This window comes from Flavobacterium silvisoli, from assembly GCF_004329815.1.
Lineage (GTDB): Bacteria > Bacteroidota > Bacteroidia > Flavobacteriales > Flavobacteriaceae > Flavobacterium > Flavobacterium silvisoli.
Genome location: NZ_SJPE01000004.1, coordinates 148,041 through 171,445 on the forward strand (window position 1 = coordinate 148,041; position 23,405 = coordinate 171,445).

Below are 23,405 nucleotides of genomic sequence, written 5' to 3' on the forward strand. Positions count from 1 at the left end.
TCTAAACTATTATGAAAAAAATTACTTTAAGGCGAGGCCACAATTTAGCTCTGCTGTTCTTTTTATTAATGTACTCCTTCAGTAGCGCGCAGTGTATCAGAACAGCAGCATTTGGCTCTGCTGTGTCTAACAATTCAGGGGTGGCTCAAACCATTACAACCTGTGCTTATGCAACAGAATATTCTACAGTGACCGGTTTGTTGGTTGGTAGTAATTATTTGTTTTCCGAGCAATCCGGTTCAACAGGAGGGCAGGGAACCCATTTATTTCTAACGGTAACAGATTTATCGAATAACGTTATTGCTTTTGGAACCTCACCACTTACGATTGACGCCATTAACACTGATTCTGTCAGATTGCACTACGCTGACGATTCGTCTTGTGCCGGTGGGAATACTTGTCGTAATTCTCAGGTGAAGTACTTAGCCAGTTGTCAGGCACCTACTGCTGTTGTAGCTTCTAATATAACTACAACTTCAGCAACGATTTCGTGGACTGCTTCAGGAACTCCTCCCGCTAACGGATATGAGTATTATTATGCCACAGTAAATACAGCACCTACTGCTTCCACAACTCCCATGGGAAGTGTTGGTGCCGATGTACTTACGGTTGATTTAGCCGACTTGGCCATTGGAACAAATTATTATATTTGGGTTCGTTCTGTTTGTAGTGATACCGACACATCGCTTTGGAGTACGATAGCTAATTTTTCAACGGCATGTGACCCGGTAACTGATTTTACCGAAAACTTTGATGCAGCTGTGGCTTTTCCGGCTTGTTGGGCTAAAGTAGGACCTCTGGGTTCTTCTTATGTTCAGGCATCTGCTACGACAACTTCAACACCAAACAATTTATATATTTATAGTACTAGTTCTGCAAGTCAGGCAGTAGTAGCCATGAGACCGGTATCTAATGCCGGTGACGGAACACACAGATTGCGTTTCAGAGCCAGAGGTAATTTCACCGCCGGTGACACGGTTCAAGTTGGTTATTTGACCAATCCTTCAGATGCGACTACCTTTGTTTCTTTACAAGAATTCACCACAACATCTACTTCAGTATACGATTCATTTACAGCTGTACTGGGAACAGCACCGGGAGCTAATCAAGTATTAGCGTTTAGACACAAAGGAACTTTAGGATATAGTATATTAATTGATGATGTGGTTTGGGAAGCTCTGCCGTCATGTATTGAGCCTACGGCTCTGACAGTGACTAACGTAACGGAGTCATCAGCAACCATTGCTTGGACTGCTTCAGTTACACCTCCAGCGAATGGTTATGAATATTTTTATTCTACATCAAATACTGCTCCAACGGCTGCAACTGCGGCTATGGGCTCTGTTGGTGCTAACGTCCTTTCTGCAGATTTAACAGATTTAGCAGCTTCAACAGTATATTATTTTTGGGTAAGATCGGTATGTTCTTCTTCTGATAGCAGCGTTTGGAGTATAAGAGGTACATTTACGACTCCATGTCCGGCTTCAACTGTGCCATACAGCCAGGATTTTGAATCTGCGGTTGTTCCGGCCATTCCGTCGTGTACTACCATTCAAAATGCAGGTAATGGTAATAACTGGACTGTAGCGAGCAATCCGGGTTATGGTTTTACTTCTAAAACATTACGCTATGCTTGGAATACCACTAACGCGGCAAACGCATGGTTCTATACTAACGGTATTCAATTAAATGCCGGTACCAGTTACACCATTTCATACCGATATGGTAATAATAGTACAACTTATGTAGAAAAATTAAAAGTTTCGTATGGTACTTCTCCGGTTAACACGGCTATGACAACCCTAGTTGATCATCCTTCAATTACCGGTGGTACAACAACTTCAACGGCTTTACAAGGATTAGTAGAATTTACTCCGAATACCTCAGGAATATACTATTTCGGATTTAATGCTTATTCAGACGCCGATCAATTTTATTTACTTGTTGATGATATCAGTGTTGTTGAAACATTAGCAACTCCTGATTTTGAATCGAATAAATTTACATTTTATCCAAATCCTGTGAAAGATGTATTAAACATCGGATACAGCAAAACAATTGCCAAAGTTGCTTTGTTTAACATTGTAGGTCAGGAAGTATTGGCCAAAACAATCAATGCAGATCAATCACAAGTTGATATGTCTAACCTGCCAAAAGGTACTTACTTGGTAAAAGTAACCGCCGAAAACGGAGCAGTTAAGACCATCAAAGTGATTAAAGAATAAGGGTATTGCCCATTATCAAAAAGTCCCGAGCAATCGGGACTTTTTTATTTATTCTGTTTTCTAAATCAGGAATTCAGAGTGTAAGTTACGCTTATAGCGGTATTCAACAATTGAGAAATAGGACAGTTTTGTTCAGCATCTTTTACTAATTCGGCAAATTGACTTTCAGTGATGCCGTCTACTTCAGCTGTTAGTTGCAGCTTGGAAGCTACGATTTTACCATCCTCAAAAAGTATATCACAACTCGTTTTTAATTTGGTTGCAGCAAAGCCGGCAGCCTGCAGATTGAAAGCCAATTTCATGGTAAAACATCCTGAATGCGCGGCCGCTATCAGTTCCTCGGGATTGGTGCCGATTCCATTTTCAAATCGGGAACCAAATGAATACTGCGTTTGATTTAAAACGGTGCTTTGTGTAGTTAAATGACCTTTGCCTTCTTTTCCGGTGCCGTTCCAAACGGCTGTTGCATTTCTTATCATACCTAAATTTTTTAATGAATCCTAAAGTTATGAAAAATGACTAAGAAAGAGGTCAATCTACTGTTAAATGTTTTTTAGGAAATATGAAGCAGTACTTTTAGTTATACTTGTTTGGTTTTGCGTTTCAATATCCAGGCACAAATTATTGGAACCAACAATCCCACCGGAAGCAAGGCCTCGGCATAGGTGAGTAGTATGACCATGATCGGGCTTTTATAAAGCTCTTTGTACTGCATCAATTCAGCGGTTTTAGCTTTTATTTCTGCTGCAGTCATGGTAGTTGTATCTAATTTTTTTAAAGCACTGGCTATATATTTGTCCATAAAATCAGGAAAAAAGCAATAGTACTCAATCAGCCAAACTCCAACGTAAATGGTAGAGGCAATGAATGTAATCATCAACCCGATTGATAATGCTTTTCCGAAAGAAATAATGCCTTCATTCTGTCGGTCGCGATAATTTTTGATGCCTACATAACAGAGTGAAAAGGCTATAATCATTCCGGCATAACCCAACAACATTCCGGCATCAAAATTGGGATTATTGCTGAATAAATACACGCCAAAAAGCATAAAAGCGGCTACAATTCCTCCGGCCATAAGACCATAAGTAAGTACAATTTTTTTCATTTCATTTAGATTTAAAATTTGACGACAAAGGTTGGTTATCGATACGAAGAACAAGTCATCCTTTAGGGTGATTTTGTTGGTAATCATCCTAAAGTACCAGGCAGAAGGTGTAATTTTTTTGCGGTTTCAATAGCTTGTGTTCGGCGCTTTGCTTCCAGTTTTTCAAACAAGTTAGCGCTGTGAGTTTTAACGGTGTTGAGTGAAACAAATAATTTCTCTGCAATCTCTTTATTACTCATACCCTGAGCCATTAGAGTAAGGACTTCTAATTCTCGCTTGCTGATTTTTCGTTCGGCTAATTCTTTTTCATTTAATACAAATTCGGATTCAGGGATGCGTATTTCTTTTTCAACCACCACAGTATTAATTTTTGGCTCTGTTAGTTTTCCGGCCAGCCAAATGCCAAAGAGTAAAAACAGAACGGCGATTAAACCAATATAAATATCATATTGATTTTGCAACAGGACAAACTTAAACTCCAACCAGCGTACAAGCAGTAATAGGATTGCCATAGCTGCCGAATAGGTGATAAGTTCTCTGTAGCGTTTTAATCTTTTCACGGATTTTTACAAAAGTTTATTTGTGTAAAATTGGCAGGTATTCTTTCCACGGGCCTACCTCATCAGCATACTGTTTGGCCATAACTCTTGCAATTTGTGCCAAATGTCCTAAATCGTGTGCTACCCATGTAGCCAGCAATTGTTTGAGGGTAACTTGGCCAAAAGCAGGATGAATACCTTTTAGGGCCAAAGTTTCCTTGTCAATAGGTTTGGATAAAAGAATCATCAGATTCTGTTGCCGTAAATCTCGAAACTCATTAAGTAATTGTTCTAAATTTTTTCCTTTGCTTTCCTCAAATTGCGCGAATCGGTCAAACGGTTTGAATTCTTTATCATTTCCGTTGTCCAGTATGATCTCTATTCTTTGTATCCAATCGGTCTTTTCGCCATGAATTAAATGTCCTATAACATCAAAAGGGCTCCAGGTTTCTTCACCTTCATTTTGATAAATCCATTCATCGCTCAAACCCGTCAAAAGTGTAGCTAGTACTTCGGGAGTTCGGGTGAGAATTTCTATTGCTTTTTCTAAATCAAATGGCATAACGGTACAAATTAGTATATCAAAAATACAAATAAATAATTGTTTGGGTTAAGAGTTATACTCGCGGCGCAGTAAACTATAAACCACTGAATCTTCCATGCAATTTTTATTGAAATAATGCTCGCGCAAAATACCTTCCTGAGTGAAACCAAATTTTTTGACCAAGTTTAAGGAGGCTTTATTTTCCTTGCCAATGAAAGCTTCAATCCGATTTAGGTTCATTTGGTTAAAACCATAATCTAAGATAACTTTTGTAGCTTCGCTCATCAAACCTTTTTGTTTGTAGCTGTCGTCAAATAAACCGTAGCCTATTTCAGCGCGCTTGTGATCTAAGTACCAAGTGTGATACCCACACCAGCCAATAATTTGTTGGTTGGTTTTATCTAAAATCTGAAAATAGCAAAACGACTTGTTGAAGGTAGACAACCCTTTGCGGTGTTTTTCCTTTTCTTTAGATAATGCTTCTTCATTGGGAGCACCTATGAATTCCATCAAATCTTCGTCAGAAAAGTGATTGTAGACGTAATCAAAAATTTCAGGTGTCAGTTTGCGCAGCAAAAGACGTTCTGTACTTAGTGTTTCAAATGGTGACATGGTTTATAAAAAGATTGTTTGATATTGGTTTCGTTTCGGCTGCCTGTCTGATTTGTATCGTTTGCAATTTCACTGAAAAGATAACACAACAAGTATAAATAAAAAGAATAACAATTTGAAAAAACGCAGCGATATAATTGTAGTTTTGCATCACTTTTTAAGCAATTCTATACATGAAAATATTATATACTTACATTAAAGAACACAAAGCATTATTGTTTTTAGCGTTGTTTTTAGCAGCCGTTAACCAGTGTTTTTCATTGAGTGATTCTATCATTATTGGTAAATTATTAAACCAATGTGGTGTTGGTGTGGCTAATTTTAATCACAACCAACCCATGTTTATAAAAGCGGTTTTAGGCTGGTTAGGACTGTCGTTGGGAGCCGCCATGATGTCGCGTATAGCCAAAAACTTTCAGGATTATTTTACCAACATTATCATTCAGCGTACCGGAGCCCGCATGTATACCGACGGGATTCAGAAAGCACTGCAATTGCCGTATCAGGATTTTGAAGACCAACGCAGTGGAGAAACATTGGGCAAATTGCAAAAAGTAAAAATCGATTGCGAAAAGTTTATCACACTATCAATTTCCATGATTTTTCAAACGTTAATTGGTATCGTTTTTGTCGTGGTATACGCCATTAATATCCACTGGTTGTTGGGGCCTATTTTCCTGGCCACCGTTCCTGTGATTGCTTTTATCAGTTCCTTTTTGGGGAAAAGAATAAAGAAAGTTTCCCGTGAAATACTAGGCGAAACCACGGCTTTGGCCGGAGCGACTACCGAGTCACTACGTAACATTGAATTGGTGAAAAGCCTTGGTTTGACCGAGCAGGAAGTCAACAGGTTGAACAGTACTACAATCAAAATTTTAGGATTAGAATTAAAGAAAGTACGGTTCATCCGCTCGCTGAGTTTTGTACAAGGAACAACGGTGCATTTCATGCGAACCAGTCTGGTTTTTGCACTGTACATGTTCATTTTTAACGGTATTATTAAACCGGGTGATTTGATTACCCTGATGTTCTTCTCGTTCTTTTTGTTCAATCCGCTGCAGGAATTGGGAAATGTTATTGCTACTTATAACGAAACCAAAGCCTCAATGGATAATTTCGCCGCGTTGATGAATGCCAAAAGCGAAGAAAAACCGTTGCATCCGCAAACCATCGGACCGATACACAGTTTGAAGTTTTCACATATTTCGTTTAAGCACCAAACGGCCAGTTCTTACGCGGTGAAAAACATTTCTTTTGAAGCCAAAGCCGGCGAAACCATTGCCTTTGTTGGACCATCCGGAAGTGGTAAAACGACTTTGGTCAAAATGCTGGTGGGACTTTATACGCCTGAGGAAGGGACTATTTTTTATAACGAAAAGAACGCCAAGGAAATTGATTTGACCGAGTTGCGCCAACAATTGGGCTTTGTGACTCAGGATGCGCAATTGTTTTCGGGAACGATTAAAGATAATTTATTGTTTGTAAAACCATCGGCTACCGATGAAGAATTACAAGATGTGTTGCAAAAAGCTGCCTGTCAAAACCTATTGGCTCGTGCCGAAAACGGCATCAATACCACCATAGGCGAGGGGGGAATCAAGGTTTCGGGAGGCGAAAAACAACGTCTTTCGATAGCCCGTGCTTTGTTGCGCAATCCAAGGTTGTTGTTGTTTGATGAAGCGACTTCGGCACTGGATTCGATTACAGAAGAGGAAATTACCAAAACCATTCGCAGTATTTCGTCTAAGCAGGATCAAATCACGGTCTTAATCGCTCATCGCCTGTCAACCATCATGCATGCCGATAAGATATTTGTTCTGGAACAAGGACAAATTATAGAGCAAGGTAAGCATCAGGATTTATTAGACGAAAAAGGATTATATTATGCTATGTGGCGTCAACAAATAGGTGAGCGAGCACATGCTCAGGGAGCTAACGTTTAAAGACATAGTAAGCTATCAGTAATCTAAGCTATCAGTAATGTTAGTGGCTAGGTAACTATTAACTCAATGCAGAATTTTTAATGTTTAGTAGGTTTGAGTTTGTCATGGTTATGCACTTTGACAGGTTCAGTATGACAGCAATATTATTCTTTGATGAATTTTTTATGCCTTTTTTGATTATTTGTGGATACTTCAATTAAGTAAACGCCTTTTGATAGACTTTCTACATTAATTTCATTACAGTTTTGAGTTTGGATTAGGATTGCTTTCCCTGTAGAATCAAATACAGTTATTTGATCAATGTTGGTGTCAGTTTTTAGATGAATAACATTTTTGGATGGGTTAGGAAATAGTTGTAACTCATTGTTGTCTTTTGCCGAAAAGGAGTCATTAGATAAAGTTGTAAGATAGTTGAGTATATCAGAAGAACATTCTGTCGATCCAACAGCTGCCCAGAGGCTGACATCGGTTGATGAACAAATTGACCGAACGAAAAAAGCATAGCAGCCAGAACTTTGAGGTAAATTGGTTAATAGGAGAGGATTGTTTGCTGCATAAGAAACCCAGATAGTAGAAGGTAAAGATGATGTAACATCAAAATTGGGTATGACTGCTACATCCCATGATGTTGCATTACCGCTTTCTACCCAAGACAATTCAGCAGTAGTTATCAGAGCAATATTATCTATTACAGTAAGATTTGAAGGTGCCTGGCATTGTGTATTGCCTATGAAATTGGCAAGTAAAATGATTGAAAGTATTGTTTTTTTCACTTGTATTGATGTTAATATTCTTTTTTTTCAAAGTTAGTACTTTGGTATTGGATGGTGTTGGTTTTTGGTTTTATTTAGTTGACTGTGAGAAGAGTAACAAGGTAAACTGGTTTTTGTATGAAACCCTTGTCGCCAGCAGACTATTACTCTTTTCTTTTCCTATTTGTGGGTAGACAAATTATAGTAAGTCTATCCAAATTATTAGATACTTCTTGATCATTTAAAATTTATTAGAATAGATAAAGGCTATTCTTTAATGAATTTAAAAATCTCATTATTACCTTCAAAAAAAATATTTAAAAAATAAATTCCTTTAGTAAGCTGGTCTATATTTATTTGATCAGAGTCTGATTTATTGGTAAGAATTGTTTTCCCATCAATTCCCTGTATCATTAATTTATCTATCGAATGGTTGAAATCGTTTTTTATAAAAAGCTTTTCCGAAGCTGGGTTTGGATATACTGTAAAATTGTTTTTTTGATTTCCTTCAGTGATGCCTAGAGCAGTCTCTTGCAAACGAATCATAGTGAGGCTTCCACCATATCCGGCAAGAAAAATTTTCCCATCATTGTGTATATAAATTGCATTGGCAAACGATTTTGCATTCGGAGCATAGTTATAAGTATATTGTCCCATAGAATTAAACGTAAGATCTAGACTGTCATCACTATTGAGTCGTTGTACCCGAAATGCTTCAACATTGCAATAGGCACAAGTACCATCAGCTATGTATAGTTTTCCGTTGTATTCACTAAAATAAGCATCTCTACCTGTACTGATGTTTCCCATAACTTGGGTAGTTGAAGCCAAAAGGTTATAGGATTTTACATAACCAGAAACATTTCCTGCTCCTCCTATGGTATAAGATAAATATAATTTAGTGCCAAAAACATAGGTATTAACTAAACTTGGCGTAATTAAGTCAGTGGGTTTGCTAATATTTAGTATGCCATTGGTGCCAAATGAGTTAATGTTGTTACCATTAAAGTCAATGTTAACAATCCTCGAAGAAAAATCTGGATAGCCTCCTTTACCTGCTAGTAGTAAACCTCCTTGATAGTCAAAAATTTTGAATCCTTGTCCGTAACCGTAATTTATGCTTCCCATGATGCCAAAAGTGGTATCCAATAGTTGTGAAGAGGTAATTCGGCATAGAACATAATAGCTTTCCGTTGTAGAACCAATGTAAGCAGTTCCAATGGCATAAATCGTTTGATCGGAATTAACTCTTATATCATTAAAAAAGTCACCTCCAGAGGAACTTTCTGAATCACCAATATGAAATGTAGCTATACCACCCGTACCAAAACTAGTGTCAAATGCTCCGTTTGCCGATGCTTTAGCCAAAAAAGCACTATCTAAGCCCGAAGTATGCACTCCCCCAAAAAAGTATATGAATTGATCTACCAGTTTAGCACCATAAATCGTATGTGTTGTAGGTAAAATTAGTGAACCATTGTTTCCAAAAGTAAGATCTTTAGACCCATCATAATTATAACATACCAAAGTACGATCCATTGCTATAATGTATTTATTATTTGAGTACAGTATTGTTTTTTTATGGTATTGGTAACTTTCAGATATAATGTTTTCATATTTTACTCCTCCTGTTGCAAAAGTTGGGTCTAATGCATAATTCTGAGCATAGCAGTTGAAATAGAATATCATTGTTATTATTAGAAAGATTTTCTTCATTTTATTTTTTCATAAAGTTAGGTATTTATTTAAAATAATAACACAAATTTTAAGAACGATGTATAGAGGTGCTATCGTTTATAAGGTTTTCGAAAGGCGGTTTCAAATTTTTAGCTCTTTGCTTTCTGCGGTCTATCATCTCTCCGTCTATTATCTATCATCTAAAAAGAGCCCCAACAGCACAACACCGTCAGGGCCTTATCACCAAAGCTATAAATAGCTATGCTTTACTTACTTCATCACTACTACTTTAAACGTATGACTGATATTACTGCCGCTTACTTTTAGCAAATACAGTCCGTTGTCTATTGCCAGTGCACTCAACGGGCACGATAGGATATGTGGCCCCGCAGCCAAAGTACCTTTATGTATTGTAGTGATGGCTTTACCACTAAGGTCAAAGAGGGTTACAGTTATTGGACTAGTCTCCTCAAGGTAAAAAGACAATACAGTATCTTGGGTAATAGGATTGGGACTCAATATACCCGCACCGCTGACATCATTGTGCGAAATCACCGCCATGTTTATGGGGGTTACCTGCATATTGTCGGCCATAAAAATCACACCATAATCCTGACAGGTAGGCGGGTGGCTGGCATAATGTACAATGACATTGTTAAATCCGGCCGGAAAACTGCAACTCAACGTACCCGTTGGCCAAGTTCCCGGGTTAAGTACCGTTGCCGTATTGGTACCAACCCAATTGGTATCCATATAAGCCGTAACCCGCATAGTGGCCGAGTCATCACAGCCTAATTCCTGCGGAGAATACATGATAGAAAAATCACTCAGGGTTTGATTAAAACTAATCAGCAGGTCGGCAGCAAAAACACTATTGGGATAAATACAAAGTCCGTCAAAACCGACTGGAGTAAATCCTAACACATTAGCTTGTTGAATTGAAAATCCCGAGCCTGTGGCAGACAAATAAGCCGTAATACCGTTCTCGGTCAGGGTTACAGGAAGTGAGGTTTGCACCGGTGCCGTGTTAAAATCAAACAATACCGCCTGCGCATACAACGAACCGGAGGATATCAATCCAACCATAAAAAACAGCAGCATAGGAACTGCGGTTACACCTCTAATAAAAGTAATTGTTGTTCTCATAACAATGCGTTTTAATGATGAAAATAAAAAGTTATGCACTGATAAATTTAATAAAAACAACAGTAAAAAAACATGATATTAATCATCTTAAAAGCTTTATTTTGAGTGATAAAGATTGTGTTACTGCAGTACTCCAACTGTTTCTTTTAGATAACAGACGAAGAGATAATAGATAATAGACTGAAAATAATATTTTGATGTTGCTGTCCATCATCCATCCGTCTATCATCTATTATCTGAAAAAAAAGCCCCAACAGCACAATGCCGTCAGGGCTTTTTCAATCAAACTAAAAAACCAAATTCTTATTCTGTAGTTACTTCTTCGCTTTGATTCCTAAACACCAGCTGCCCATCGAAACAGTCGAGCAGGATGATGCTGTCGGTAGTTATTTTGCCGGCCAGAATCTCTTTCGAGAGTTGGTTCAGTACTTCGCGTTGTATGATTCGTTTTACCGGACGGGCTCCGTACTGAGGGTCATAGCCTTTGTCGGCCAGGTACTCAATAGCCTCGGGAGTGGCATCCATAGTAATGTTTTGCTGTGCCAGCATTTTGGTAACACTTTTCAACTGCAGTCCAACAATTTGTTTGATGTTGGCCGAAGTCAGCGGCGTAAACATCACGATTTCATCAATACGATTAATGAATTCAGGACGTACCGTTTGTTTGAGCAAGCCCAGTACTTCAACCTTAGCCGACTCGGTAGCGGCTTCGAGACTTCCCTTTAAGTTTTCAAACTTCTCTTGTATAATATGGCTTCCTATGTTAGAAGTCATGATGATAATCGTATTTTTAAAATCGGCTACACGACCTTTGTTATCCGTCAATCGGCCTTCGTCAAGTACTTGCAGCAAGATGTTAAAGGTATCGGGGTGCGCTTTCTCAATCTCATCAAGCAATACGACCGAATACGGTTTGCGTCTGACGGCTTCGGTTAGTTGTCCGCCTTCGTCATAACCTACATAACCAGGAGGCGCACCTACCAATCGGCTCACGCTGTGACGCTCCTGATACTCACTCATATCAATGCGAGTCATGGCGTTTTCATCGTCAAAGAGGTATTCGGCGAGAGCTTTAGCCAACTCGGTTTTACCCACCCCGGTAGTACCTAAGAAAAGGAAAGAACCAATAGGTTTCTTCATGTCCTGCAAACCGGCACGGCTACGACGCACAGCATCACTCACGGCTTCTATAGCTTCTTCCTGGCCTACCACGCGGTGGTGAAGAGCATCCTCAAGGTGCAACAGTTTTTCGCGTTCGCCCTGCAGCATTTTCATTACCGGTATGCCGGTCCATTTGGCTACGACTTCGGCTATGTCTTCGCGGGTTACTTCTTCTTTTATAAGAGAAGAACCCGACTGGTTTTCAATCAGTTGCTTCTGTAACACTTCTAAACGTTCCTGAGCTTCTTTGCTTTTACCGTATCTGATTTCGGCTACTTTACCATAATCACCGTCGCGTTCGGCACGTTCGGCTTCAATTTTAAAGTCTTCTAACTCTTGTTTGACCGCTTGTATGTTATCAACTACATCTTTCTCTGATTTCCATTTGGCAAAAATCTCATTGCGTTCCTCTTTCAGGTTGGCGAGGTCTAAGCCCAGACTTTTGAGTTTGGTTTCGTCGTTTTCGCGTTTGATAGCTTCAATTTCGATTTCGAGCTGCATGATTTTTCTATCCAAAACATCGAGTTCCTCGGGTTTGGAGTTGATTTCCATACGCAGTTTTGAAGCCGCTTCGTCCATCAGGTCAATAGCCTTATCGGGCAGAAAACGGTTGGTAATGTAGCGTTGCGACAACTCCACAGCAGCAATAATAGCATCGTCTTTGATGCGTACCTTGTGATGGGTTTCGTATTTCTCTTTGATACCGCGCAGAATAGAGATGGCACTTTCGGTATCGGGCTCATCGACCATTACTTTTTGAAAACGACGCTCGAGGGCTTTGTCTTTCTCGAAGTATTTTTGGTATTCGTCAAGCGTGGTTGCACCAATGGCTCTCAGCTCACCACGAGCTAAAGCAGGTTTCAGTATGTTAGCGGCATCCATCGCGCCTTCGCCACCGCCGGCACCAACAAGAGTGTGAATTTCATCAATAAACAGGACGATATCGCCTTCGGCAGAAGTTACTTCTTTTACCACCGATTTTAATCGTTCTTCAAACTCTCCTTTGTATTTGGCTCCTGCAATGAGCGCGCCCATATCCAACGAATAGACGATTTTGTCTTTCAGGTTTTCGGGTACGTCGCCGTCAACAATACGATGGGCGAGGCCTTCGGCAATGGCGGTTTTACCAACACCGGGTTCACCCACCAGCATAGGGTTGTTTTTGGTGCGGCGGGTAAGGATTTGCAACACGCGTCTAATCTCCTCATCGCGACCAATGACCGGATCGAGTTTGCCGGTTTTGGCCAGTTCGTTTAAGTTCTTAGCATATTTGTTGAGCGCATTATAAGTTTCCTCAGCCGAGGCCGAAGTTACCCTTTCGCCTTTGCGTATTTCGGCTATGGCCGCTTCCATACCCTTTTCGGTTACGCTTTGATCTTTCAGGATTTGAGCTACCTTGCTTTTAGACTTGAGTACAGCCAGTAATAAATGTTCGATTGAAATGTATTCGTCTTTCATTTTTTTGGCAATATGCTCTGCTTCGTTCAGCGTAGCATTGGTTTCCCGCGAAAGCATGATGTTAGCTCCCGATACTTTTGGGAAACTTTGAAGCATACTGTCGAGTACTTTTTTAAATAAATCAACATTTACGTTGAGTTTTTTCAGGATGAAAGGCGTTACATTTTCATCTACTTCGAGTATTCCTTTTACAAGGTGTTCGTTCTCGATTTGCTGATGGCCTAATGCTTGGGCAATGCTTTGTGCCTGTTGTATAGCTTCCTGAGATTTAATGGTTAAATTGTTTATGTTCATTTTTTTTTAAATTGTGAGTTGTGAGTTATCTGATGTCTATTTGTTGTGTAAAAGTTAAATTCAATTTGTAACTGTTTTAATTTTTTTAGTTTTGAAAACAAGTCGTCAAGATGTATTCCAATTTACAAAACCAGACAAAATGACTGATTTATTAGTGTTTTTCATTTTATTTCAAGTCAAAATGTCCTAAATCAAGTCAAAATGAACCTATTTAAAAGCATATTCGGCAATTCAGATGAAGTACAAAATACGTCCAGAGTAGGATGGAAGCCCTTAACCCATGAGGAGCAGCTAAATGAAATTATGACCGAGTCGGTTGAAAAACCGGTTGCTATTTTTAAGCACAGCACCCGTTGTGGTATTAGCCGTATGACTTTGAAACAGTTCGAGAACGAGTATGATTTGCACGATAAAATTACGCCATATTTTATCGATTTACTAGAAAACAGAAAGGTTTCTGATGCTGTCGCCCATCGTTTTAATGTAACCCATGAGTCACCGCAGTTGCTTTTAATCAGAGACGGAAATCCGGTTTATGTAGCCTCGCACGGCGACATTTTTGCTGATGATTTGAAGCGATATATTTAACAAATTTTTAAGAAAATTGTAACATTTTTGATGTCGACTGAATGTTGAAGTTATTTAGTTTTGTCGGAACTTTTTAACAAAACCAAAAAACTAAACTAAACAAATGACATTATTTGCTTCCCGGAAATTTTCTCTTTTCCATGTAGCTATCTTTTCAGTTGTGATTTCTTTAATGGCTTCTGCCGGAATTTATGCCTGGATAAGCCGTAAAGACACTACTACTGTAGCCATCAATTCGGTCAAAAGGAATTGCGAATACAATATTAAACGAATTTCAGGTTTGAAATTTGTAAAGCCTATTTTATGGGTTGATGAAAACTGCGAGTCGGATGAACTGACGGGTACCAAGATTAAGCTAACTGAAATTATTGAAAAGTATAAACAAACCAGCGAGGTCAACACTGCTTCTGTTTACCTGCGTGTAAACGGTAAATGGACGGTAATCAATCCGAATGATAAATATGATCCGGGGTCACTGTTCAAAGTTCCGGTACTGATTACCATTTTAAAAATGGAAGAAGAACATCCGGGTTTTTTAAACATGCCGGTTGTGTATAAAAACAAGGTGGAAACCGGCAAAAACATTGCTTACGCCTCTAAAACCATACAGTTAGGGCAGACCTACACTATTCGAGAATTGTTGAATTACATGATCAAATATTCGGATAATGCAGCCACTATTTTGCTGGAAAACAACATGGATAACAAGATATTGCAGAAACTGTTTTCGGATGTAGGTGTTGAAATTCCTAATATTTATGCCGATAAATACCAGTTTACAGCCAGTGATTATTCACTTTTTATGCGTGTTATTTTCAATGCCGGTTATTTGACCATCAAAAATTCTGAATTTGCAGCCGAACTTTTGAGCGAATGTGACTTTAAAGAAGGGATTGTAAAAGGGATTCCGGCAGGTACTAAGATTGCTCACAAGTTTGGAGAATCGGGTGACCAAGTAGAAAAACAACTGCACGAATCAGCAGTAGTATATCTGGATAACGGAGGCGGTTACCTGCTGACGATTATGACTAAAGGAAAAGACATGAAAAAGCTCTCTAATTTGATAGGTGAAATTTCAAGAGCTGTTTATGATGATGCCACTGTCAATTCAAATTAAAATAACGAACCCCGAAATTTCTTCGGGGTTTTTTTATAAGCTCTTGTGGACTTAATGTTTTATTTTCTGAATTTGTGTTGAGCAATGAGATCTTTGAGTTTATTTTTTAAATCGTTTCCGGCATCATATATCATTTGTTCATTGGCAGGAAACGGTACTGCTTTTCGGTCAAAATTACTGTAATAAGTGTCTTCACAAGCTCTCTTATCACCTTTGTAAGTGGCAAAAATATTTGAGAAGACAAATTCACTGCTCAATGGAAAGGTTTCGAGGAGTTGATTATTTTTGAAGTTAATGTAGTCAACTTTAGCGGTTACTTGACAGGATTTTAGTTGAGAAAATTCAAAAATACTGATACGGATGGTTTTCATATTATCAACTTTGATAGGGTTACCTAAACTGTCTTTAACCACATTGCCTTTGGAGTCGAGCAGGTTTTTTACACCGTCTTTGATTTGCTTTTCTTTTTCAAATTGTTTTTCTTTTTGTTGTTCGGGCGAAATTTTGATGTCGCGAAATGTAACAATCAAACCATAATCATAATCAATTCCTTTTACGCGATTACTGTGATATACCGTCCATTTGTCATTCAGTCCGTAAGTGCTGAAGTCTAATAAATCATTTTCCAAACGAACGGGGATAGCCATGTTGGTTTCGTTCTTGGTGTATACATTTACATAATCAGTTCCTTTACTGCGGGCCTCTTCAATAAGCTTTGAGGTGTCTTTGAATCCGGGGTTGATGCTTTCTAAATACATCAAATCGTCATAAGCTCTGCGAATGGTCATTTTATCTTTAGTAACCAACAAAGCTTTTGAGTTATCATACAAATATTTGCACAAAGCGTTCTTACTACTTACAATTTCATCGGTATAATCTTCAAAAGGGAACTTAGCATCACGGCCCTCTTTTAACAGTCTCAGAGGAAGCAATGGTCGAATTTGTTCCTGGCGATAGTTGAGTTGAACATAGGTGTTGTATATCTTTTCTAAATTTCGCGGATTTGCATCTTTAAACCACGATTGAATGTCGCGTGTATCACGTTCTTTGGCTTTGGCGAAAGCTTCTTCTAACAGATAAACGTAGTCCTGTTTGCTTTTGGCGTTTTTATTGCCTTGTAGTCCTTCAACCGAGTTGCGAATCGCAGCGTCATAGTCGCCCGAGGTTACCAGTTCTCGGGTTTGTTTGACACCACAGGCTGTAATTATCAAAAAAAAGGAAAGGAGTAGAGTAGTTTTTTTCATGGATTTGATTTTCAACAAATGTAAAAAAATCAAGCTAAAAATTTCTTTAACTCCTCGTAGGTTTTAATCTTAGTGCTTATCTTGTCTTTATGCAACACACTTTCAATTTGTTGCGGAATGGGTAACTTTACATTTAATAAGGGTTCTACAATGTCTGAAAACTTGATAGGATGTGCGGTTTCCAGGAAGACGCCAATGCTGTCAGGATGTTTTTGCAGTTCTTTCCTCAATCCCAGATATCCGACAGCACCGTGTGGTTCTGCTATGTATTGGGTTCGTTGATAAATGTCTTTCATAGCTGTTTGAGTCTCGGTATCAGTAAAACTGAAGGAGGAAAAGTCCTGCTCAAATTCATTCAAATTGTTGTGGTACAACTCCTGAATGCGAATAAAATTACTTGGATTTCCAACATCCATAGCGTTTGAAATAGTTACCACAGAGGGTTTGGGTTCGTATGTTCCGTGTTCTAAAAAGCGCGGAACAGTATCGTTGGCATTGGTTGAAGCTACAAAATGTGCGATTGGGAGTCCCAAACGTTTAGCCATGATACCCGCACAAATATTTCCAAAGTTACCGCTGGGACAAGATAAGATAAGTGGTTTGTTGAGTTTTTTCAGTTGTTGGTAAGCAAAGAAAATGTAAAACATTTGCGGCAACCAACGAGCAATGTTGATGGAGTTGGCCGATGTGAGATTTTTATGTTTCAGGCTGTCGTCTAAAAAAGCTTTTTTGACCATGTCCTGACAATCATCAAATACACCGTTTACTTGTAATGCTTTAATATTTTTTCCTAATGTAGTAAGTTGGCGTTCTTGTATTTCACTAACTTTACCTGAAGGATATAATATAACTACATCAACGCCTTTCACGTCTAAAAAACCACTGGCAACAGCTCCTCCGGTATCACCTGAAGTAGCTACTAAAACGGTGACTTTTTTATCGCTGTTTCGGTTGAAATAGCCCAGACATCTCGACATGAATCGGGCACCCACATCCTTGAAAGCCATCGTTGGTCCGTGGAATAGCTCTAATGCGTAAACATTGTCTTCCACCGGCACGCACGGAAAATCAAAACACAAAGTTTCGGCTATAATGCGTTTGAGTTCCGTTTCCGGAATTTCATCACCCACAAATTGTTTGATGGCTTCAAAAGCAATTGCTTCATGTGAAAGTTTTTCGATATTATCAAAAAAAGAAGCAGGAAGCGGCGTGATGCTTTCCGGAAAATACAATCCTCTGTCAGGGGCCAGGCCCAGCACGACAGCTTCCTGAAAACCAACTTTAGGAGAGGCGTGATTTAAACTATAGTATTTCATGAGGTTGTTGTTTAATAGTCAATAGTTTTAGTTCCTTCATCATTAACTTTAGATAGATGAATATCGAAAGGAATTCCGGTATCAAGATAACTACTGCTCATGGCGTAAGCCACTCTTTCAGCTGAGCTTTGTCCTTTACATAACGCAAAAACAGAAGGTCCTGCGCCGGATATACCTGCGCCCAATGCACCATTGTCGAGGGCACTGTTTTTTACCAAATCAAAATTAGGAATCAAAGATTTGCGAAAAGGTTCAGCAACCACATCTTGTAATGATCGGCCTATGAGTTCATAATCTTTACTATATAAGCCGGCTATTAATCCGCCTAAATTCCCCCATTGTGTGATAGCTGTTTTTAAAGGAATACTGGAAGGTAATACGGCTCTGGAATCGGCTGTTTTGACTTCGATGTGTGGATGCAGCACCACGGCGTAAATTTCACTTGGACTTTCAATTTTAATGACATCCAAAGGGTTATAACCTCGAACCAAGGTGAAGCCGCCCAAAAGACAGGGTGCGACATTATCGGCATGTTCCGACCCGCTGGCAATGACTTCTCCTTTCATGGCAAATGCTACCAGCTCATGTTTTGAAAATGGCCTGCCCAGCAGCTCGTTGATTCCGTAAACAGCTCCGGCTGCACTGGCCGAAGAACTTCCGATACCGCTGCCGGCTTTGATTTTTTTGTGAATTTCGATTTCAAAACCAAAATCGGGATTTGCTGACTTTATCAGGGCTAAAGCTGCAACTCCGGCTACGTTTTTATCGGTTTCATAAGGCAGGTCAGCTCCGGTAATTTCGGTTATTCTGATGCCTTTTTCGGGTACTTTGCGAAAAATCATTTCGTCCCCAATACCTTCGAGACATAAACCCATTACGTCGAATCCGCAATTGAGGTTGGCAATGGTGGCCGGGCAGAATACTTTTATTTCGTTCATTTCTGTTAGTTGTTGTGTTTAAACATTTCCAATTCGGATTACATCGGCAAAAATACCTGAGGCCGTCACAGCGGCACCGGCACCGGCTCCTTTGATTAACAAAGGTTGTTCTACATAACGATCGGTGTAAAACTGAACAATGTTGTCTTTTCCTTCTAAATTGTAAAACGGACTGTCGGCAGGAATGAACTGCAGACCTACACTGGCTTTGCCGTTTTCAAAAGAAGCCACAAATTTCAGACGGCTGTTTTTGGATTTAGCTTCGGCCAACAAGCTGTCAAAGTGATCGGCATGTTTGATTAATGACTCAAAGAAGTCCTTATTATTGGTTGTTTCCATACATTCTTTGGGTAGGAAAGAGTTGTTGATAATGTCTTCCATTTCCATCTCATAACCGCTTTCGCGAATCAGGATTAGTATTTTGCGTGCTACATCTACTCCGCTTAAATCAATTTTCGGGTCAGGTTCTGTAAATCCCTGAACACCGGCTTCTTTTACTACATCATGAAAGCTGTAGGTCTCGCTGAAATTATTGAAAATAAAGTTCAAACTTCCGGACAATACTGCATTGATTCGGTTGATTTTATCTCCTGAAGCAATCAGGTGCTTCAATGTGTCAATAATAGGTAGTCCGGCGCCTACGTTAGTTTCAAAAAGAAACGGAGCGTTGTATTTTCGGGATAAGTTTTTGAGGTTTTTATAATGGCTGTATTCCGAAGAACAGGCGATTTTGTTACAAGTTACCACGGCCACGTTTTGCGACAGGAATTGGTCGTAAATGTTGGCAATGTTATAATTGGCAGTAATATCAACAAAGATGCTGTTGCGTAAATTAAGGGCAATTACCCGTTTGATGAAATCGGTCACATTGGCTTTTTCGCCTTGGTCTATTTTATCTTTCCAGTCGTTGAGTGCGATTCCGTCTTCATCAAAAACCATTTTGCGGGAATTGGCCAGAGCAATTACACGGAGATTGATTTTAAGGTGTTCTTTCAGGAATTTCTTTTGTTGCTGTATTTGGGCGATAAACTTTTCGCCTACATTACCGACGCCTATTACAAATAAATTCAACTGCTTGGTGTTGTCTTCAAAAAAGCGTTCGTGTAAAGTATTCAGGGCTTTTTTAACGTCTTTTTCGTTGATTACTACCGAGATGTTTCTTTCGGAAGCTCCTTGCGCTATGGCTCTGATGTTGACATTGTTTTTACCCAATGTACTGAACATTTTGCCACTAATACCTTGATGGTTTTTCATGCTTTCGCCTACCAGGGCTACAATGCAAAGATCTTTTTCGACTATGCAGGGATCTACGCGATTTTGGGTAATTTCTGTTTCAAATGTTTTGTCGATGGCAATTTTCGCTTTATCTGCGTCGGCGGTGAGTATACCTATGCAAATTGAATGCTCTGAGGAAGCCTGAGTAATAAAGATGACATTTATATTTTCATTAGACAGTACTTCAAATAATCGTTTTGAGGAACCCGCTACACCAATCATACCGGAGCCTTCCAAGGTGAGTAAAGCAATATGGTCTATGTGTGTAATTCCTTTGATGGGATTGCTACCCTCGGCGGGATGATCTGAAATCAAGGTTCCGAAGGCTTCGGGTTCAAAAGTGTTTTTGATAAAAATTGGAATACGGTCTTTAAGTACCGGCTGGATGGTAGGCGGATAGAGCACTTTGGCACCAAAATGTGACAATTCCATGGCTTCCTGATACGAAATGGTTTCTATAGGTCTTGCCTGTTTTACAATTTTCGGGTTGGCGGTGAACATGCCGTTGACATCAGTCCAGATTTCCAAAACCGAAGCTTTGACCGCTGCGGCCAGTATAGCAGCAGTATAATCAGAACCGCCACGTCCCAGAGTTGTGGTGTTGCCGTCAGGAGAAGAAGCTATAAATCCGGGAAATAAAACTACCTGATGAGTGTTGTTTTTAAAATAATCAGCAATCAGTTGGTTGGTAGTTGTAAAATCGACACTGGCTTTTCCGAAATTAGAATTGGTTTTAATGACTTCTCTACTGTCTTTAAAGCCGGTATTACTTACTTTTTGTTTCAGAGCCAAAGCAATAATCTGAGACGACAGCAATTCGCCAAAACCGGCTATCATATCGGCGGTTCGGCTGGAAAGTTCCCCAAGCAGGTAGCAACCGTCCAGTAAGGTTTTCAGGAGATTGATGTCGCTGTTGATAGTGTTGATGATATCGCTTTGTTCGCTTAACGGTATCAGTTCGTCAATGGCTTCCTTGTGTTTTTTATCAATCTGATTGATGATTTCTTTGTAGTTTCTGTCTTTGGCAGCAGCAGTTTTACCGGCCAAAATGAGTAAATCAGTAACACCACTGAAAGCAGAAACCACTACAGCCAGTTTGTTTTCCTTGCTTTTTTGGGTTACAATGTCAATTGCTTTGGAGATATTGTGGGCATTGGCTACCGAAGTTCCGCCAAATTTTAATACTATCATTGTTTTGTGTTTTTATAGAAATATAAAGTCATCGTTTTTCTTTCTTTCGTTCCGAAAGTGCCTAAAGCGGATTATATGTAATGATTAAACCCCAAACGGGGTGGTAGTTGTTGATGTGGTTGTAGCAGAAATGGCAGCCAAAGAGTTGGTTGACGAAGTATTATTATTTGTTAAAAAACTACACATCATGATTTTCAAATATAAAACTTTTTAATAATTAAAAAAGAAATTGGTAAATTTTTGAAAATATATCAATTTTAACGTATTCAGTATTTGTTTTTAAAGACATTAGTAGCAGAAGTCAGTTTTTTTTAATGATTCAACAATAAAATAGTAGTTGTTTTTATTGTTTTTTACCAATTGTTTACGGAATTTTGGGCCTTAAATCACCTGCCAAAATGGAAAATACACATTATATCAGTACGGAAGTATTGACTTTAGAGACCTTACAGGAAATCATTGCCCAACATAAAACACTTTCACTTTCAGAAGAAGCTCAGTTAAACATTCAAAAATGCCGCGAGTATTTGGATAAAAAAATGGCTTCGAATGAAACACCTATTTATGGAATCAATACCGGTTTCGGGTCTTTATGCAATGTGAAGATATCCAATGAAAACCTTTCGCAACTTCAGGAAAACCTCGTAAAATCACATGCTTGTGGTACAGGAGAGGAAGTTCCGGCTGAAATTGTAAAAATCATGCTGTTGCTGAAAATCCAGTCTTTAAGTTACGGTCACTCAGGGGTTCAGTTACAAACGGTGGAGCGTTTAGTTGATTTTTACAATCACGATATCCTGCCGGTAATTTACACACAAGGTTCGTTAGGAGCCAGTGGTGACTTGGCACCGCTAGCGCATTTGTCGTTGCCTTTGTTAGGCGAAGGCGAAGTATACTGCGATGGTTTTCGTCAACCGGCTAAAAAGGTGTTGGAAAAGATGGGGTGGAAGCCCATTGTATTGCAATCAAAAGAAGGATTGGCTTTATTGAACGGCACACAGTTTATGAGTGCTTATGGTTGTTATGTGTTGTTGAAAGCCATGAAATTTTCTTATTTGGCTGATGTAATTGGCGCTATTTCGTTGGAAGGGTTTGACGGGCGTATAGAGCCTTTTAATGAATTAATACATTATGTAAGGCCTCACAAAGGACAAATTGTTACCGCCAAGCGCATGATGGATTTGCTTGAAAACAGTGAAATTATTGCGCAACCCAAAGCTCACGTTCAAGATCCGTATTCTTTCCGTTGTATCCCGCAGGTACATGGTGCTTCTAAAGATACTATTGAGTATGTGAAAAAAGTCTTTAAAACTGAAATTAATTCGGTTACCGATAATCCCAATGTATTCATCAATGAAGACATCATTATATCCGGAGGCAATTTTCACGGACAGCCTTTGGCTTTAGCACTCGATTTTTTAGGCATAGCTTTGTCTGAATTGGGCAGTATATCCGAAAGAAGAACCTATCAACTAATTTCAGGATTGAGAGGATTACCGGCTTTCTTGGTTGACAATCCGGGCTTAAATTCGGGCTTTATGATACCGCAATATACAGCTGCGGGTATTGCCAGTCAAAACAAACAATTGGCTACTCCGGCCAGTGTAGACAGTATTGTTTCTTCAAACGGACAGGAAGATCATGTGAGTATGGGAGCGAATGCTGCTACCAAAACATTGCGCATCATGGAAAATCTGGAGCGTATTTTGGCCATAGAACTGATGAATGCTTCGCAGGCAATATCATTCAGAGCACCCTTAAAATCAAGTCCGTTTATAGAAATGTTTTTAAAATCTTACCGCGAAGAAGTGCCGCTGGTTAAGGAAGACAGAATTCTTCATTATGACATTGTCAATTCGGTGGCTTTCTTAAACAGTTTTATGATTGATTTGGAGGAGTAGTGTTTTTAATTCAAATCCAACAAAAAACTCAGCAATCCTAAAATTGCAGGCACGGCCTGTATTAAAAATATTCGTTTGGAAGCGGTCATTGCACCATAAATTCCGGCTATCAGAACACAGGTCAGGAAAAATATGGCAATGTTACTACTCCAATCTGTGTCGCTTATATAGAGCGACCAAATTAATCCGGTAGCCAGAAAACCATTGTATAATCCTTGATTTGCCATTATGATTTTAGTTTTTTCAAACTGTTCCTCAGGAATGTGTTTAAAAACTTTTCTTCCTCGGGTTGTCCAGGCAAACATTTCTAGCCAAAGAATGTAAAGATGCAGTACTGCAATAAATCCGATAATAAGTTGGGATAACAGATTCATAA

19 protein-coding genes are annotated in these 23,405 nt (G+C 39.2%); 5 read left to right on the plus strand and 14 right to left on the minus strand.

Going from position 1 to position 23,405, the window contains the following annotated elements; translation table 11 throughout:
* Nucleotides 1-11: 11 nt before the first annotated feature.
* A complete protein-coding gene (locus tag EZL74_RS05360; protein WP_131475568.1) occupies nucleotides 12-2,225 on the plus strand; it encodes a fibronectin type III domain-containing protein in 2,214 nt (737 codons plus the stop codon).
* A gap of 65 nt (nucleotides 2,226-2,290) precedes the next feature.
* Here EZL74_RS05360 and EZL74_RS05365 read toward each other — a convergent pair whose 3' ends face one another.
* The 5 genes from EZL74_RS05365 to EZL74_RS05385 all read right to left on the minus strand — a co-directional run bounded on the left by EZL74_RS05365 (nucleotide 2,291) and on the right by EZL74_RS05385 (nucleotide 5,028).
* Nucleotides 2,291-2,704: an OsmC family peroxiredoxin gene (locus EZL74_RS05365; protein ID WP_131475569.1), complete on the minus strand. Its 414-nt coding sequence runs from the start codon at nucleotides 2,702-2,704 to the stop codon at nucleotides 2,291-2,293.
* Between the two features lie 101 nt (nucleotides 2,705-2,805).
* The gene (locus EZL74_RS05370) at nucleotides 2,806-3,333 is read right to left on the minus strand and encodes a DUF4199 domain-containing protein (RefSeq protein WP_131475570.1); all 528 of its coding nucleotides are present in this window, start codon (nucleotides 3,331-3,333) and stop codon (nucleotides 2,806-2,808) included.
* 83 nt (nucleotides 3,334-3,416) lie between these two features.
* Nucleotides 3,417-3,893, minus strand: coding sequence for a helix-turn-helix transcriptional regulator (locus tag EZL74_RS05375; RefSeq protein WP_240034561.1), 477 nt, complete (start codon nucleotides 3,891-3,893; stop codon nucleotides 3,417-3,419).
* Nucleotides 3,894-3,909: 16 nt separating this feature from the next.
* Nucleotides 3,910-4,434, minus strand: coding sequence for a DinB family protein (locus EZL74_RS05380; protein ID WP_131475571.1), 525 nt, complete (start codon nucleotides 4,432-4,434; stop codon nucleotides 3,910-3,912).
* Nucleotides 4,435-4,482: 48 nt separating this feature from the next.
* Entirely contained in the window at nucleotides 4,483-5,028 is a 546-nt protein-coding gene (locus tag EZL74_RS05385) for a GNAT family N-acetyltransferase (RefSeq protein ID WP_131475572.1), read from the minus strand.
* A gap of 173 nt (nucleotides 5,029-5,201) precedes the next feature.
* On the opposite strand from EZL74_RS05385, the gene EZL74_RS05390 reads away from it, so the two are divergent.
* Entirely contained in the window at nucleotides 5,202-6,971 is a 1,770-nt protein-coding gene (locus EZL74_RS05390; RefSeq protein WP_131475573.1) for an ABC transporter ATP-binding protein, read from the plus strand.
* A 143-nt stretch (nucleotides 6,972-7,114) separates the two neighbouring features.
* Here the strand turns inward: EZL74_RS05390 and EZL74_RS05395 are convergent, their stop codons facing one another.
* The 4 genes from EZL74_RS05395 to clpB all read right to left on the minus strand — a co-directional run bounded on the left by EZL74_RS05395 (nucleotide 7,115) and on the right by clpB (nucleotide 13,459).
* Complete coding sequence (locus tag EZL74_RS05395; protein WP_161971698.1) at nucleotides 7,115-7,744, minus strand: T9SS type A sorting domain-containing protein; 630 nt, start codon at nucleotides 7,742-7,744, stop codon at nucleotides 7,115-7,117.
* A 246-nt stretch (nucleotides 7,745-7,990) separates the two neighbouring features.
* Nucleotides 7,991-9,412 (minus strand): T9SS type A sorting domain-containing protein, encoded by a 1,422-nt coding sequence (locus EZL74_RS05400; protein ID WP_161971699.1) that lies wholly within the window; start codon nucleotides 9,410-9,412, stop codon nucleotides 7,991-7,993.
* A gap of 258 nt (nucleotides 9,413-9,670) precedes the next feature.
* The gene (locus EZL74_RS05405) at nucleotides 9,671-10,546 is read right to left on the minus strand and encodes a T9SS type A sorting domain-containing protein (protein WP_131475576.1); all 876 of its coding nucleotides are present in this window, start codon (nucleotides 10,544-10,546) and stop codon (nucleotides 9,671-9,673) included.
* A 303-nt stretch (nucleotides 10,547-10,849) separates the two neighbouring features.
* Entirely contained in the window at nucleotides 10,850-13,459 is a 2,610-nt protein-coding gene (gene clpB, locus EZL74_RS05410; protein ID WP_131475577.1) for an ATP-dependent chaperone ClpB, read from the minus strand.
* A 201-nt stretch (nucleotides 13,460-13,660) separates the two neighbouring features.
* Here clpB and ytxJ point away from each other — a divergent pair, with 201 nt between their 5' ends.
* Nucleotides 13,661-14,047 carry a bacillithiol system redox-active protein YtxJ gene (ytxJ, locus tag EZL74_RS05415; RefSeq protein WP_131475578.1) on the plus strand — a complete coding sequence of 129 codons (387 nt, stop codon included), beginning with the start codon at nucleotides 13,661-13,663 and terminating at the stop codon, nucleotides 14,045-14,047.
* Between the two features lie 103 nt (nucleotides 14,048-14,150).
* Nucleotides 14,151-15,164 carry a serine hydrolase gene (locus EZL74_RS05420; RefSeq protein WP_131475579.1) on the plus strand — a complete coding sequence of 338 codons (1,014 nt, stop codon included), beginning with the start codon at nucleotides 14,151-14,153 and terminating at the stop codon, nucleotides 15,162-15,164.
* A gap of 59 nt (nucleotides 15,165-15,223) precedes the next feature.
* Here EZL74_RS05420 and EZL74_RS05425 read toward each other — a convergent pair whose 3' ends face one another.
* Genes EZL74_RS05425 through thrA form a run of 4 tightly spaced genes read right to left on the minus strand, consistent with a single transcriptional unit; the run spans nucleotide 15,224 to nucleotide 21,128 of the window.
* Entirely contained in the window at nucleotides 15,224-16,408 is a 1,185-nt protein-coding gene (locus EZL74_RS05425; RefSeq protein WP_131475580.1) for a hypothetical protein, read from the minus strand.
* Nucleotides 16,409-16,437: 29 nt separating this feature from the next.
* A complete protein-coding gene (gene thrC, locus EZL74_RS05430; RefSeq protein WP_131475581.1) occupies nucleotides 16,438-17,724 on the minus strand; it encodes a threonine synthase in 1,287 nt (428 codons plus the stop codon).
* An 11-nt stretch (nucleotides 17,725-17,735) separates the two neighbouring features.
* Nucleotides 17,736-18,662 carry a homoserine kinase gene (locus EZL74_RS05435; RefSeq protein WP_131475582.1) on the minus strand — a complete coding sequence of 309 codons (927 nt, stop codon included), beginning with the start codon at nucleotides 18,660-18,662 and terminating at the stop codon, nucleotides 17,736-17,738.
* An 18-nt stretch (nucleotides 18,663-18,680) separates the two neighbouring features.
* Complete coding sequence (gene thrA / locus EZL74_RS05440; protein ID WP_131475583.1) at nucleotides 18,681-21,128, minus strand: bifunctional aspartate kinase/homoserine dehydrogenase I; 2,448 nt, start codon at nucleotides 21,126-21,128, stop codon at nucleotides 18,681-18,683.
* Nucleotides 21,129-21,526: 398 nt separating this feature from the next.
* Between thrA and hutH the strand changes: the two genes are divergently transcribed.
* On the plus strand, nucleotides 21,527-23,029 hold the full coding sequence (hutH, locus tag EZL74_RS05445) for a histidine ammonia-lyase (protein WP_131475584.1): 1,503 nt from the start codon (nucleotides 21,527-21,529) through the stop codon (nucleotides 23,027-23,029).
* A gap of 5 nt (nucleotides 23,030-23,034) precedes the next feature.
* Here the strand turns inward: hutH and EZL74_RS05450 are convergent, their stop codons facing one another.
* Nucleotides 23,035-23,403, minus strand: coding sequence for a DUF1304 domain-containing protein (locus tag EZL74_RS05450; protein WP_131475585.1), 369 nt, complete (start codon nucleotides 23,401-23,403; stop codon nucleotides 23,035-23,037).
* Between the last annotated feature and the right edge of the window lie 2 nt (nucleotides 23,404-23,405).